This window comes from Clostridium sp. 19966, from assembly GCF_032335695.1.
Classification (GTDB): domain Bacteria; phylum Bacillota; class Clostridia; order Clostridiales; family Clostridiaceae; genus JACTOJ01.
The window spans coordinates 18,562-31,437 of record NZ_JACTOJ010000012.1; the positions used below are offsets into that span (position 1 = coordinate 18,562).

General features: G+C 29.5%; 18 protein-coding genes. 4 read left to right on the forward strand and 14 right to left on the reverse strand.

The window, feature by feature from the left end; genetic code table 11:
- Window positions 1-21 precede the first annotated feature (21 nt).
- From IAI10_RS13245 to IAI10_RS13295, 11 genes are all read right to left on the reverse strand, one after another.
- The gene (locus IAI10_RS13245; RefSeq protein ID WP_315673758.1) at window positions 22-447 is read right to left on the reverse strand and encodes a hypothetical protein; all 426 of its coding nucleotides are present in this window, start codon (window positions 445-447) and stop codon (window positions 22-24) included.
- Window positions 448-522: 75 nt separating this feature from the next.
- Window positions 523-1,680 carry an XRE family transcriptional regulator gene (locus tag IAI10_RS13250; protein ID WP_315673759.1) on the reverse strand — a complete coding sequence of 386 codons (1,158 nt, stop codon included), beginning with the start codon at window positions 1,678-1,680 and terminating at the stop codon, window positions 523-525.
- Window positions 1,681-1,711: 31 nt separating this feature from the next.
- Entirely contained in the window at window positions 1,712-2,461 is a 750-nt protein-coding gene (locus IAI10_RS13255; RefSeq protein WP_315673760.1) for a DUF5986 family protein, read from the reverse strand.
- 94 nt (window positions 2,462-2,555) lie between these two features.
- Entirely contained in the window at window positions 2,556-2,723 is a 168-nt protein-coding gene (locus tag IAI10_RS13260) for a hypothetical protein (RefSeq protein ID WP_315673761.1), read from the reverse strand.
- Between the two features lie 22 nt (window positions 2,724-2,745).
- On the reverse strand, window positions 2,746-3,513 hold the full coding sequence (locus tag IAI10_RS13265; RefSeq protein ID WP_315673762.1) for a hypothetical protein: 768 nt from the start codon (window positions 3,511-3,513) through the stop codon (window positions 2,746-2,748).
- A 12-nt stretch (window positions 3,514-3,525) separates the two neighbouring features.
- Entirely contained in the window at window positions 3,526-3,717 is a 192-nt protein-coding gene (locus IAI10_RS13270) for a hypothetical protein (RefSeq protein ID WP_315673763.1), read from the reverse strand.
- A 10-nt stretch (window positions 3,718-3,727) separates the two neighbouring features.
- A complete protein-coding gene (locus tag IAI10_RS13275) occupies window positions 3,728-4,333 on the reverse strand; it encodes a hypothetical protein (protein ID WP_315673764.1) in 606 nt (201 codons plus the stop codon).
- Window positions 4,334-4,606: 273 nt separating this feature from the next.
- Entirely contained in the window at window positions 4,607-4,777 is a 171-nt protein-coding gene (locus IAI10_RS13280) for a hypothetical protein (RefSeq protein WP_315673765.1), read from the reverse strand.
- 136 nt (window positions 4,778-4,913) lie between these two features.
- Complete coding sequence (locus tag IAI10_RS13285; RefSeq protein ID WP_315673766.1) at window positions 4,914-5,441, reverse strand: helix-turn-helix transcriptional regulator; 528 nt, start codon at window positions 5,439-5,441, stop codon at window positions 4,914-4,916.
- Between the two features lie 120 nt (window positions 5,442-5,561).
- Window positions 5,562-5,873, reverse strand: a complete 312-nt coding sequence (locus tag IAI10_RS13290) for a helix-turn-helix domain-containing protein (protein WP_315673767.1) — start codon at window positions 5,871-5,873, stop codon at window positions 5,562-5,564.
- Window positions 5,874-5,910: 37 nt separating this feature from the next.
- Window positions 5,911-6,156 (reverse strand): helix-turn-helix transcriptional regulator, encoded by a 246-nt coding sequence (locus tag IAI10_RS13295; RefSeq protein ID WP_315673768.1) that lies wholly within the window; start codon window positions 6,154-6,156, stop codon window positions 5,911-5,913.
- Window positions 6,157-6,332: 176 nt separating this feature from the next.
- On the opposite strand from IAI10_RS13295, the gene IAI10_RS13300 reads away from it, so the two are divergent.
- The 4 genes from IAI10_RS13300 (at window position 6,333) to IAI10_RS13315 (ending at window position 9,132) form a co-directional block, all read left to right on the forward strand.
- Window positions 6,333-6,659: a helix-turn-helix transcriptional regulator gene (locus tag IAI10_RS13300; RefSeq protein ID WP_315673769.1), complete on the forward strand. Its 327-nt coding sequence runs from the start codon at window positions 6,333-6,335 to the stop codon at window positions 6,657-6,659.
- 69 nt (window positions 6,660-6,728) lie between these two features.
- Window positions 6,729-7,448 (forward strand): HNH endonuclease, encoded by a 720-nt coding sequence (locus IAI10_RS13305; protein ID WP_315673770.1) that lies wholly within the window; start codon window positions 6,729-6,731, stop codon window positions 7,446-7,448.
- A 30-nt stretch (window positions 7,449-7,478) separates the two neighbouring features.
- Window positions 7,479-7,943, forward strand: a complete 465-nt coding sequence (locus IAI10_RS13310; RefSeq protein WP_315673771.1) for a hypothetical protein — start codon at window positions 7,479-7,481, stop codon at window positions 7,941-7,943.
- A 49-nt stretch (window positions 7,944-7,992) separates the two neighbouring features.
- A complete protein-coding gene (locus IAI10_RS13315; protein WP_315673772.1) occupies window positions 7,993-9,132 on the forward strand; it encodes a site-specific integrase in 1,140 nt (379 codons plus the stop codon).
- Window positions 9,133-9,162: 30 nt separating this feature from the next.
- Here IAI10_RS13315 and IAI10_RS13320 read toward each other — a convergent pair whose 3' ends face one another.
- From IAI10_RS13320 to IAI10_RS13330, 3 genes are read right to left on the reverse strand one after another with little or no spacing between them, the layout of a single operon-like run.
- Window positions 9,163-11,067 carry a hypothetical protein gene (locus tag IAI10_RS13320; protein WP_315673773.1) on the reverse strand — a complete coding sequence of 635 codons (1,905 nt, stop codon included), beginning with the start codon at window positions 11,065-11,067 and terminating at the stop codon, window positions 9,163-9,165.
- Window positions 11,055-11,591 (reverse strand): hypothetical protein, encoded by a 537-nt coding sequence (locus tag IAI10_RS13325; RefSeq protein ID WP_315673774.1) that lies wholly within the window; start codon window positions 11,589-11,591, stop codon window positions 11,055-11,057. Before IAI10_RS13325 ends, IAI10_RS13320 begins: the two co-directional genes overlap by 13 nt.
- On the reverse strand, window positions 11,584-12,825 hold the full coding sequence (locus tag IAI10_RS13330) for a hypothetical protein (RefSeq protein WP_315673775.1): 1,242 nt from the start codon (window positions 12,823-12,825) through the stop codon (window positions 11,584-11,586). Before IAI10_RS13330 ends, IAI10_RS13325 begins: the two co-directional genes overlap by 8 nt.
- Window positions 12,826-12,876 lie beyond the last annotated feature (51 nt).

Genomic DNA, 12,876 nt, shown 5'->3' on the forward strand with positions numbered 1-12,876 from the left:
GTAAATTGTTATATTTTTTAATTAATTTGCTACTACTATCATTTTACTTATTCTTCTTATAGCTTTTGATTCTATCCTCTTGCATTGTTGATAGCTCCTATCTAACCTGCAAGTTATAACATCCCATTTATATCCTCTTAAATGCTTCATCTCTAAAACATCTTTTTCATTTTCATCTAATATGCTTAATGCATTTTCTATTCTTTCAATCTCTCTTTGCTTCTTTCTTTTCTCATTCTCAAGCTTCTGAACCTTATCAATTAAATTTATAGCTTGATTCTCGGTGCTACTGCTAAATTTATAAGTTTTTCCTGTCCTTTCTTGGTAGCTTATTGCTTCTGGTCCCAAGTTTTCTTCGTCATGTAATTCCTCTATATCCAATTCTAAAGCTATTATCTCTGCTTTTAATGTTCTATATCCTTTTAATACCTCTATTACTTCTTTCATGTGTTTCTCCTCCTAAATTTCAAAAATAAAAGACACTACCCTTTATGGATAGTGCCTCCGTTACTCGGTCAGCCTCTATATTTTTCTTACTGGCATTTCTATTATTTTATTATCAATCTTTTTAGGAAGTAGCCTTCCTTCTTCTAACCCTAACAAAAGCTCAATTTCTTCTCTTGGTAGCGTAAGCCCTCTTGATGATAGCTCCTTTAAAAATTCTTTTTCATCCAAAATATCATTGTCTATAAGAATATCAACCGCTCTTTTTAATACAGTTGGCTTACTCATTACAAGAGTATCATCTAGCGGTTCCTCAGTTCTCCATCCCAACCTACTCATTTTTTTCATTAGTGTCTGGTATGAACTGTATGATAATATATCTAACCGATTTGCTCTTACCAGCATTGCTGATATTGATGTTTTCCATTTCTTTTTTAGTTGCTTATAATAATTTAAAGTTGTTGGATATAAATTCACATCATTAGCAAATGCATTTTTAGGTAAAAGAAAGGCAGCTGCAAACTCATGAGCCTCATTCTCAATATGTCTAAGTTCTTCTCTTGTCATATTTTCTAAATCTATAAAATCGTCGTGTAATATTATATGCCCAAGTTCATGAGCCGCACTAAATTGCCTTCTTGTAGCTGACCATTTATCATTTCCCAAAACTACAAAGTAATATTTCTTTCCATTTATTCTTTGTGGTTGGCTAAACGCATCTACATTATCACTATCAGTAAAAATTGATGTAACTATTATACCGTTCTTTTCCATAAGGTATAATATATCTGATATCGGCTCTTCTTCTATTCCCCAATGTTTTCTCAATAATAGTGCTTTTTCTTCTATTGAGGAATTTTCATCAAATTTAGGTAAATTTAAAGTAGGAAACTCGATATATTCATTCAAAAAACTAAAAAGCTTTCCAATCATTTTTGTTCTTTCTTTCTGAACATTTTCTTCTTTCTTAGACATTTTGCTTAATGCTCTAAAATAAGTATTTCCTTGTTGTATATCCATTGTATCTTCTTCATAAAAATACTCTCTAGGAAACTTTAAAGTACTTGTTATTTTCATTAATGTATCAAATTGCGGAGAAATTTGACCATTTTCAAATTGAGAGATAGATTGCTTTGTAACTCCAATATCTTCTGCTAATTCTGTTATTGTCTTTCCTCTATATTTTCTAGCTACTTGAAGTCTAGCTCCGTTGAAATTTTTATAATTACTTAACATTTTTCATGTTAACCTCCTAATTAGTCACCTATCATCTGTCATCATTTTCCCTGCTCTTCTTCTTGCCATCCATAGGTAACCGTTTTTTTTGTTTTACTTTATCTTGCCTTATATTCAATTCAATCTTTGGTGGTATCTTTTCATCTACAACCTTAGTATCTTCAATCTCCTCAATATTAGCAGAAATGTAGTCATTCCAATCGTATGTTTTTAATAATTTCAATTCATAATTAGATATATTTCCAGATATTCTATATACACCATCAACATTTTCTTTAAAAAGTATATTTACGCACCCAGCTACTTCATCTTTTATTTCACTTATCATTCTTTCCAAATCTTCATCAATAGTTTCATCAGATATAACCTGCAGGCCGTCAAACATTGTAATCTGTTGCTCTATTTCTCGCTGAAAATGATAGTTTTTAGAATTTAGAACTCTAACGTAATGGTATAGATTGTCTCTACTATTCTTTATTCCATCAAATCTGTTTTCTTTTAAAATTATAAATAGAATTTTCGACTCTGTATTGTATATAACTGCAAATTCCCATAGAGCACCACGTGATACATGGTAAACTTTGAATGGCTCTTTCTTAAAGTTTTTAGATATATTGTCAAATATATAATTCCATCTATAAAGATGTTTTCCATTTTCATACCCTAATTTTTGTTGGCTTTTCCAATACTCATATTGATGCCTAGAATCATTTATTGACTTAATTAATAATTTAATATCCTCAGGAGTCATAACTTCATCAGGTATATTTCCTTCAAACATTTTTAACACCTTCTCAACTAAATTCTTTATAGTAAATATACCATATTTATAAAATTAGTCAAGTGGAATTGCTACTTTTTTCCGATTAATTCATTTATTTTACTTTTTCCTTATAAGTATTTTCCAATCTAAAAGTTATATCTCCATTCACACATTTAATGCCAATTTCAAAGAAATTCACATTGCCTACCATTGAAACTCCTTCTATTAATTCATTTACTTTGCTATTTATTTTACTTTTTAATACTTCCTTATCTGTCAATAAAACCACTCCTTTCTCTCATTTAAGCCGTTGCCTTTCTTATTAATCTCTGCACGCAGAACCTTCCTATCGCTGTCTGCTTTGTATGATTGTCATATGAAATATTTAAAATAGCATTTTCAATGCCATATTCCCTTACTATCTCCCCTGATACAAGCTTGTCTCCTATAAGGGCTTCCACATAATCTCCCACAGTTATTTTGCCTTGTATATCCTGCAAACTTTCACTTGAAACTTGTAGCGGAAACTCTTTAAATATCTCTTCATTGTCAAAGCTGGCATCAATATTTTTAAAATCAAGTATCCATCCCTTTTGATTAATACTCTGAATCTTATCTTTGCATATAACTGTTATGTTGGAATCTCCTTTTCTAACAAAGACTTTTTCAGCCTGAAGCTCCTTTAGACAATCTATATCTTTTATCATTCTTTTCTGCTTTTCACTGAGCTTCATTTCTTCTATGCTGGTATAAACTATTTTGTCCATGGGAAGAACTTCTGAATCTTTGTTCATTATAAATTCCTGATTGCCTTGTGCATTAAAATAAAGTGTTTTAACTTCATACCCTAAATCCAATTCAACTCCAAGACCACCACCCCAATATTTTATTATTCTTCTTACATTTTTCTTTAGCTTATAAATATCAACTAGCTTTTTATGCTGCTGACTTAATTGCCTAAAGCTATTAGCCTTTTCCTCAATCTCCGCTTTAATTTCTTTCTTCTCTACGCTTATCTCCCAAAAACTAATTTGTCCTTCTATCACTCTACTTTTCTTACTACTCTTCATGATATGCTCTCCCTACATCACTATTTTGAGCTGCCTATATTTCCAGCCATAACTCTCTTTTATGGGCTCTTCTGTTAATGAGATAGCTTCGCTTTTAATTAACAGCCTTGTGAATGAATCTGTATTGATACCAGCTTGATTAATAGCATCTATTAGCGACAGACCTTGAAAATATAATTCCACTGCTTTATCAACTGCATCCATCTATTTCACCTCATTCCCAGCCTAAAAGCTTTTTTTCTAAATCATCATAGTCATAATCACGCTGCTGATAATTATTAAAATTGCCTTTTATGGAAACAGGCTTGGATGCTGCTTTATTGTCATAATTTCCTTCTTGGATTTTTATAAAGTTACTTTGCTTTAATATCCAATCAAAGTTACCGTTCCATCCTCCTACTCTACCTGTTAGAAAATCACTGTTTTCCACACGCTTAAAGAATTTTTCTACTGCCTCTACGCTGAATTTAAGCCTTTTCCATAAGGATCTAATAGCCTTATCTCTAGCTTCACTTCTCTGTATTACTTTAGGCAAAGACTTACAAGTCTTATTAAATAATGCAATTATTTCTTCATAAGGCACTTTAGCACGCACATCACTCATGGATTTATCCATAGGTGATGAAAAGTTGTCCACATTATCAACATTATCCACAGGTGTTTCTTCTGACGTATATGTATTCTTTATATTTTCTTTTTTATTTTTATTTTCATTTTTATTTTGTCCCCCTAGCGTTGACGGTTCGTAAGACGTATCGTGCCACGCTTCGTTAACCTGTGGTATATTTGAATTTTCACTTATAGACTCAGGTAAATTCATATTTTCTCTAGGTATTCTGCTTACAATATAGTTTATAAAAAGAGATTTAATAGCCTCGTTACTAACGCTTTGTGCTACAAATTGCAGAAGAGAAACATCTTCTACTTGAACTAGCTCGCTTTTAATTAAATCTAGTATTGGCTTACCTGAGTTAGAAAGATTAAATTTCCCCCAGTTTTTAATGGCTATTTCGCTGGTATCATCATTGTATTGAATAAGCTTGTGATAGTGAGTAAACCTATCTAAAAGGCTTCTTACAGACTCATAGGAATATCATCCCATTTCAAAGGAGATTATCTTCTTAGGAAGTCTATAAACTCCTATCTGAGTAGTTCGTGAATTAGTTAGTATATATAAATAAAAGTATTTATCCTCTGGTGTAAAGTTCTCCATAACCTTTTGGTCATCCCAAAAGCTTGTGTATATGTGTCTATATTTAGCCATAAATAGCTCCTCCTAATTTAAAATTCCTGTATTCTTGAACCGCTACTTAATCTTTGCTATAATTGTGTTAGTGTACTTTGCCGAGTACCTAACTTAATATATATTTTGTTGTGAACCCTATTTGCGAGGGTTCATTTTATTTTTCATTTTTTAAATATCCATGTTCTATAAGCTTTTCCCTTTGCTCATTAAACAAAACCTTTATGTCAAAGTCATATTCTCTGCACATGATAGCAATGTAATGAGCTGCTGCTACATACACATCTATTACTTCAAGAATACTTTTTCTGACCCTATCTCTTTGCTCTTGTTTGCAAGCCTTTGGATTATCACTTATTCTAGTAAGCTTTATAGCATTTATGGCTTCCTCAAATTCTTCAATAGATTTTTCTTTCACTGAAGACCTATGTAAATCCACCAATTCTCCATCAAGCCAAGGTACTCCAAAAACTCCGTCTGTTATTTCATTAGCAGCTTCCATATAAATTCTTGGTTCATCCATGCTGCTTGCAATACTTTTTAGTAAGCTAAGATTTATATTTCTATCTCCCCTTTCTATAGCTGAAATGAGTTTTCCACTACAATATGCCATAGCTCCAACGGTTTCTTGTGTAATATGTTTAATCTCTCTTGATTCCTTTATTGCCAGTCCTATACTAGACATTTTCTATCCTCCATATGTAGAAATTAAATGTTTTAATAGTTTTAACTGTAGAATAAGAATAATAGAACTCTACATGACCTACTGATATAATAAAGTCAATAAGAAACTCAATCCTTTCTATCAGTTAGTTGTCATCTCTGAACTGCTTAAATCAACAGCAGCAATCAAATCACTTTTGATTGAATTTATTACTCCTTCCAGCCTTAAAATTTTATTCTTAAGCTTTGCATTTTCTTTAGTAAGTTGAGCTTCTTTCTCGGTCAAGCCATCATTAGCAATAACTCCGAGATAATCATGTAAAAATTGTTCAGGTATTCTCCAATCTGTGCCTACTTTATGAGCTTTAAGTTTATTTCTTCTAATTTCATTCTTTACAGTGGTATCACACACTTGGAGAATTTCTGCTACATCAGAAATTTTGTATACTTTCATAAATAACTCCTTTCTAAATTAAAAATATAATTCTCCATTAACAACATTTTGTTAATTTGTTTGCCAACATTTTGTTGTATTCATTTGCAAAAAAAATTTCTTCTATCGATTTCTTATAAAAAGCTGCAATTCTATGCGCTATATCTAAAGTTGGATTCCTTGTTCCTTGTTCTATCATCCCGTAATAACTTGTTGTTATTCCTATAACTTCTGCAACTTCTTTTTGTTTAAGTTTCGATTCATTCCTTAAAGATATTAACACTTTATTTGTTTTATTAGGCATATTTCACCTCCGTTAACCAACATAATGTTGTTTATACTTTTATATTATACAACGTTTTGTTGGTTGTCAAGTTTTTTCTCAACTTTTTGTTGTTTATATCAGTTATTACAACTCTACGTTGTATAATACAATTAAAGAGTTGTATTTTAAACTAAAAAATTGTAAGGTGGTACATGATGATAGGTGAACAATTAAAATTCTTACGTTCTGAAAAAGGATTAACACAGAAAGATTTAGCTGAATATCTAAAGATTTCTACAAGTGCATATGGATTTTATGAACAGGGAAAAAGAGAACCTGATATGGAAACACTAATTAAATTAGCTGCATTTTTTAATGTATCATCTGACTTTTTGCTTGGCAGAACTAATATAAAAAATTATTCTGAATCAACAGTAGCACTTCATCGCGAAGATGGTTATGAAGATGATCTTCCAGAAGAAGCTAGAAAAGAAATAGAGGAATTTAAAGAATTCATTAGACATAAATATGGGAAAAAATAAATTATTGGTTTTTAGAAGTACGCAGTTGTTTCATATAATCTATATTAATCTTATTTCTGAGGTGATTTCATGGCTCGTTATATTAATAAATTTACAGAAGAAGAAATTATAAGTGTAGTTATAGCTTATCTATATGATGGATTAAGTCATAGAGACATTCAAAAAAATATACTTCATCTGCCAACTCCTCAAAATGGAGGCGGATATATATCTATGGATATTCTCCACTATTTTAATATAAATGGAGATAAAAAAGGGATACTAGATAATACTGATATAGATAATGAAATACAAAGCAGTAGTGGAGAGCTTAAACAAATATTATTAAAAGTTAAAGCTTACAAAACTGAGGAACAAGCTATCTCAGCATCAATTAAATCTCGCAATTTTAATATAGCTAATCGTTCTACTGAATTAACTACTGAAACTAGAATACGACTAAATCAAAACGTACTTAGGAAACATATATTAAATATATATGGACACAAGTGTGCACTATGCGATATAGATAAAGATGATTTATTAGTATGTAGTCATATCAAGCCATGGAGCATAGATGAACGCAATAGATTAAACCCTAAAAACGCTATTTGCTTATGTGCCTTGCACGATAAACTTTTTGATAAAGGTTACTTTTCATTAAATGAAAATTATGATATCATATTCGGCTCAAAAGCTGATACTACAATAAAAAACTTATTTGCAAATTTAAGTTTTACTAGACCGATAACAGATTCGCCAGATGTGAATTTGCTTAAATTTCATTTTGATATGATTTGTAATTCATAATACAAAAGATTACTAACTTAAGGGGATTTTATGGACAAGCTTAATAATCTATTTAAGATTGCTGAAGACAATGAAATAGCAATTGAATACGTAAAACTGCAAAAAAATATTTATGGAATTTATTATAAAGAACCTGACTTAATACCTGCTATAGGCATTAATAAAAAGATTATGAATGATAAGAAGCTGCTAACCTGTGTTTTAGCTGAAGAATTAGGTCATCATTTTACTACAATTGGTGACTTAACCGCTGAATATTATTGTTATAACGATAGAGTTTTAATAGATAAAGCCGAATTATTAGCACTAAAATGGGCAGCTCATGCGTTATTAACACCAGCAGAAATAGTACATGCTTTTCACAATAATAACAATACTGCTGAGTGTGCAGATGTCTTGGGCATCACAGAAGATTTTCTAAAGAGATCTATAGAAATATTTAAAAATGAAAACTTGTTTGACTCAAAAAATACTGACATAAATATATTTTTTTAGCTTTACATCGAACATATATTCGTATATTATATATAACTGAGGTGATTTTATGCGCGGTTCAATAAGAAAAAGAGGCTCTTACTGGGAATTCACTGTGGATATTGAAGCTGACGAGCTAACAGGAACACGTAAGAGAAAATCAAAATCAGGATTTAAAACAAAAGTTGAATGTCAGAAAGCTTTAAATGCTTTGATATATGAGATTGAAAATGGAGAATATTTTGAAGTAGAAAATTCCACTTTAAAAGAATATTTAAATAAATGGCTTGATACATATGCAAAAATTAATGTGGCGCCTAAAACATATGAAAGTTATAAACAGATAATAGAGGATTATATATTTCCTAAGCTTGGAAGAATATCATTAGAAAAGCTAAAGCCACTTCATATACAGAAATTCTATACTAGCTGTATAAACGAACTTAAATTATCAGGAACTACAGCTTTATACTGTCATAGAATATTACATTCTTCACTAAATCAAGCTGTTAAATGGCAGCTTATAAAGAGTAATCCTACTGATAGGGTGGATAAACCAAGAAAGAGCAAACCTGAGCTGCAGGTTTTAGATACAGACCAATTAAATTTATTATTAGATAATATAAAAGGATTAAGCTTATACATGCCAGTTTTCTTAGCTGCTACAACTGGTATGCGTCGAGGGGAACTATGCGGCTTAAAATGGGATAATGTTGACTTAGAAAATGGAATAATATATGTTAGGCATCAGTTACAAATGATAGACGGAGCAAAAGAAATAGTTCCATTAAAGACTGCTGGATCTAAAAGAAAAGTTATTTTACTGGATAGCACTATAGCCGAACTTAATAAGCTTAATGCCATTCAAGAAAAAAATAAAAATGCCTACGGAGATAATTACAATGATGAAAACTTTGTATTATCCCACGTAGACGGAACTCCTTATGATCCTGACTATATAACAAGAAATTTTGCTAGACACATAAGCAGCCTTTCTAAAGAGCTTGACATACCTAAAATAAGATTTCATGATTTACGCCATACCCATGCTACATTACTACTAAAGGCTGGAGCCAACGTAAAAGCAGTAAGCGAAAGGCTTGGGCATACTTCTGTAGCTATGACTTTAAATACTTATAGTCATTTGTTACCTGATATGCAGAAGGATGCTGTTACCAGACTAAATTCTTTATTAAAATGTAATAATTAAAAGTATTTTGTTAAAGTATATTATCCAACACTAATTATTAAATTTTAATAGCTTATTTTCTGCTGTTAAATTTTCCATTACATACTTTTTAAAGTGTTTAGGATACTTGTTTTCTGCTGTAGTTAAAATTATTTGAAAGTTAGTATCTTTTTCGCTTAATAATAGTTCGTCTATTTTAGCTATGCATCCGATTAAGTTTTCAGCATCAATTCCAGCGGTTTCTGGAGTATCAATAAGTAATAATCTTGGATAATTTGTCTGTAATTGTGTTGAAAGTTTCAAGAGAGTTAAAAAATACATCAGCCTCATTGGCACTAGTGAACTTTTCTCTCTATACTCATTATTATTTATTGAAGGCATATAGTTATCTTTTATAGCTGCAACTCTACATCCTTTATCAGCTTCTCGTAGATATTTTTCGTACACTTTGCCAAAGTTTTCTTTTATGTCAATCATTTCCTTTTGAGCTATACTTTCTAGAATGTTTACATCTATCTTTAGTTTATCAAGTTCTGATAAAACCTTTTTTAATTCCTTCTCCAAACTTTCCCTTTTGTTTTCTAATATTATACTTTGATCTATTTTTTGTATTTTTTCTTTTATTTCTAGAATTTTATCATCTATTTCAGAAATACTACTAAATGAATATGATTCATTTATATCCTTAGATTTATCAATAATTTTGGCTTTTAGATTACTGATTTTTTCTTTTTTTTCTTCTATTTTTTTATATATTTCATCTGCTTCTATGTCGCAATCTTCAATTGCAATATCCATTGTTACAATAGACTTTTGCTTTGATTTTAATATCTCTTTATATTCATTACTTGAGTAAAAAAACTTTTGATAATCATCTTCTTTAATTTCATTTCCGCAAATACAGTGATTTTCCTTTCGTTCTACCTTTGATAAGCAATATGGACATACATCTGGATTAAATACATCTATTTTTTCCTGAGTAAATATAATTTTTTTTATTTGTTGAAGTTCTATAAATGCATCGTTTTTCAAAACTACTATACTATCTTTCTCTCTTATGATTCTATCATATTCATATATCATTTCATTTAATTCTTCTTGATAAATTAAAAGTTCCTTATTTAGATTTTCAAATTGAGATAATGTCGATTTTGTAGTGTTAGGTACCAATCTCATAGAATTTCTATAGTTATATAACATATTTAATTGTATTTTTAACTCATTATTTTTTTCAGTTAAAAATATACTGTTCACTTCATCTTCATCATCTAATAGCTCTTTTCTAACAACTTTATATGAGCTTAATACTTCTGATTTCAATTCTTTTTGCTTTTCTTTTCTCTTTAGTTCAGAAACCTTTTTATAGTATTCTCCATATGATTTTCCCATTAAAACTTCAAAAATAGCTTTTCTATACATCTCAGAATCTGCTAAATAGAAATTATTATCTAATGTCTTATAAATCGGGCTAGGATCTGCTTGTTGATCATGATAAATTAGCCTCATTAAATCATAAAAATTTAATTTCCAGTTTATGTTTCCTTGAAATATTTCAAGCACTTCTATATGCAATTGATCTAATAACCAATCGGAAAATGTAAAACTATCATTATATCTATTCACCGGAAAAACTCCGATTGCTTCACCACTAGCTAGAACAGTTATATCATTTTCATATATAAATCTTGTTAAGCAATAACCTTTATTATCTATTTCTACAAATAATTTCACATAATTATTTTTATCACTACAAATTTGAGTATGCTTACTTTTTTTACTGCTTTTATCAAAAGCTCCTACTGATCCTCCCAATGCAAAATATATTAAATTCATTAGAGTGGTCTTACCAGTACCATTTCCCCCATTAATTATATTTAATCCATTATTAAGCCATGGTGATTCATATGTATATTTTTCTCCAATATACATTACCTTTCTTATCGCTAGGAATCCCATTTCGCCACCCCATTTTCTTTAAAAATTTTATCATAATAGGTACTATATTTCACAGTTCTTAATCTAGACCAGATTTTTTTTATTTCATCTATATTGTCCATTTCAATATTAAACAATCTATTTTTAAAAAAATCTTTCCCTAATGAATTCATATTAACACTTACTTCTATTACTTCATCGTTTTTTATTAAATTTATTATCTTTTTTCGTTCTAATGCGAATAATATCCTAAGTAAATCCTTTTTAATAATTTTTGATTTAGCATATATGTCTAATATTCTTTCCTTATCAGTACTATTTAATATTATATTTTTATCTATAGCCATTTTAAATAAATTTATATTTTTATAATTTGATATAAAATATATTAATGAAGCTAATTTTTCAGGATATTTAAATGCAGTATCAATACTTAAGCAGTTAAATTTATATAATATTAAAAGCAAATTATATGTTATAAAATAATAATCTTCACTTTCTATGAACATTATACGCTTTTTAGATTTACTTCTATTTTCATCCATTATTTTCACCCTTTTCAAAAGATAAAAAACAACTATCATATAATATTAATATTGTTTTTTCTAAAACATCACTATTCTTAAAGCAATACCTATAGTCACGAGATTTGTCCTTTAAATATTCTTCTGAATAGCATTTTAGCTGTTTAAACACATTATTAATAGTATCCTCATCTATTTCTTTATTTTTTTCTACAAGGTACTTGTCAATCACGTCATCGCAAGCCTCATATACTCTATATTGATAAGATTTAGATTCTCGTTCATCTACGTTCTTATGTTCACTTCTTCCTGCTGAAACGCGCCTTGATATTTTACCAATATTTCTATCTCCATAAGTGGGACAAACAGCTTTTATTTTTTCTATAATATTTCTTTTATCAGTAGGCTCAGGAAGGTTGTCCCAATCCTCGTAAGCTTTATCTACTTTTAAATTAACTCCTCTACTAATTTCAAGAAATACTTGGTTTACCTGTGAAACGTGTACAAATCTTCCTGCCATATCTGAAGCAAATTGACTTTCTTCTATCAAATTTTCCAATCTTGCCATTATAAACTCTTCTTGATTATATAAATTTGAATCAAAATAGCGAGACTTTCTAATTTTAGTTTTTATTCTGTCTTTAAGCTCATTATCAACAATGCTATCAAATTCCCATGTTATTGACTTAAAGAAAATATCCCAATCATCATCAGAAAATTCTCTTATAATATCACTGTTTCCTTTCTCCTTATGATTACTGTATATTTTCTCATAAGCTTTACAACATGCTCTTACCAATAAATTAAATACACCTTTTTCTTTATAATTATGTAATTTCAGTGATTCCAAAAGCGGAATTTCAACTTTATCTTGCATAATATCTTTCAATATGCCAGTTTTATATTCATTTCCATAAACGGCATTAGTATAAAATCCAAACTGTATACTTTTACTTAGTTTTTCTTCAATCCAAACGTCTAAAAAACTTGTTATAGTTTTGTAGACTTCTTCACTATTAAAAGTGAAGACTGTTCCCTCTTTATAATCTTTATTCTGTTCATAATTTTTATATACGCCTTCTTTTGTTATGAATTTTTCGTATTTATCCTCTTTATATTCAATTGTACAAAAAAAATGCATAACATCATTACTTTCTAAATGAAAATCAAGTAGTCGATCGACGGCTCTTAATTTTTGCAATATTCTCCCTTTGTCAGAATCACTTGCCTCTCTATTTATTGTATCATTTTCCATAATATCACTCCCGATTATTCATATTTACTATTTCTACAATTAATCGAAATT

Coding starts and splice junctions, on each gene's coding strand:
- IAI10_RS13245 (WP_315673758.1), bottom strand. CDS start 447: ATGAAAGAAGTAATAGAGGTATTAAAAGGATATAGAACATTAAAAGCA.
- IAI10_RS13250 (WP_315673759.1), bottom strand. CDS start 1,680: ATGTTAAGTAATTATAAAAATTTCAACGGAGCTAGACTTCAAGTAGCT.
- IAI10_RS13255 (WP_315673760.1), bottom strand. CDS start 2,461: ATGTTTGAAGGAAATATACCTGATGAAGTTATGACTCCTGAGGATATT.
- IAI10_RS13265 (WP_315673762.1), bottom strand. CDS start 3,513: ATGAAGAGTAGTAAGAAAAGTAGAGTGATAGAAGGACAAATTAGTTTT.
- IAI10_RS13270 (WP_315673763.1), bottom strand. CDS start 3,717: ATGGATGCAGTTGATAAAGCAGTGGAATTATATTTTCAAGGTCTGTCG.
- IAI10_RS13275 (WP_315673764.1), bottom strand. CDS start 4,333: ATGAATTTACCTGAGTCTATAAGTGAAAATTCAAATATACCACAGGTT.
- IAI10_RS13280 (WP_315673765.1), bottom strand. CDS start 4,777: ATGGCTAAATATAGACACATATACACAAGCTTTTGGGATGACCAAAAG.
- IAI10_RS13285 (WP_315673766.1), bottom strand. CDS start 5,441: ATGTCTAGTATAGGACTGGCAATAAAGGAATCAAGAGAGATTAAACAT.
- IAI10_RS13290 (WP_315673767.1), bottom strand. CDS start 5,873: ATGAAAGTATACAAAATTTCTGATGTAGCAGAAATTCTCCAAGTGTGT.
- IAI10_RS13295 (WP_315673768.1), bottom strand. CDS start 6,156: ATGCCTAATAAAACAAATAAAGTGTTAATATCTTTAAGGAATGAATCG.
- IAI10_RS13300 (WP_315673769.1), top strand. CDS start 6,333: ATGATAGGTGAACAATTAAAATTCTTACGTTCTGAAAAAGGATTAACA.
- IAI10_RS13305 (WP_315673770.1), top strand. CDS start 6,729: ATGGCTCGTTATATTAATAAATTTACAGAAGAAGAAATTATAAGTGTA.
- IAI10_RS13310 (WP_315673771.1), top strand. CDS start 7,479: ATGGACAAGCTTAATAATCTATTTAAGATTGCTGAAGACAATGAAATA.
- IAI10_RS13315 (WP_315673772.1), top strand. CDS start 7,993: ATGCGCGGTTCAATAAGAAAAAGAGGCTCTTACTGGGAATTCACTGTG.
- IAI10_RS13320 (WP_315673773.1), bottom strand. CDS start 11,067: ATGGGATTCCTAGCGATAAGAAAGGTAATGTATATTGGAGAAAAATAT.
- IAI10_RS13325 (WP_315673774.1), bottom strand. CDS start 11,591: ATGGATGAAAATAGAAGTAAATCTAAAAAGCGTATAATGTTCATAGAA.
- IAI10_RS13330 (WP_315673775.1), bottom strand. CDS start 12,825: ATGGAAAATGATACAATAAATAGAGAGGCAAGTGATTCTGACAAAGGG.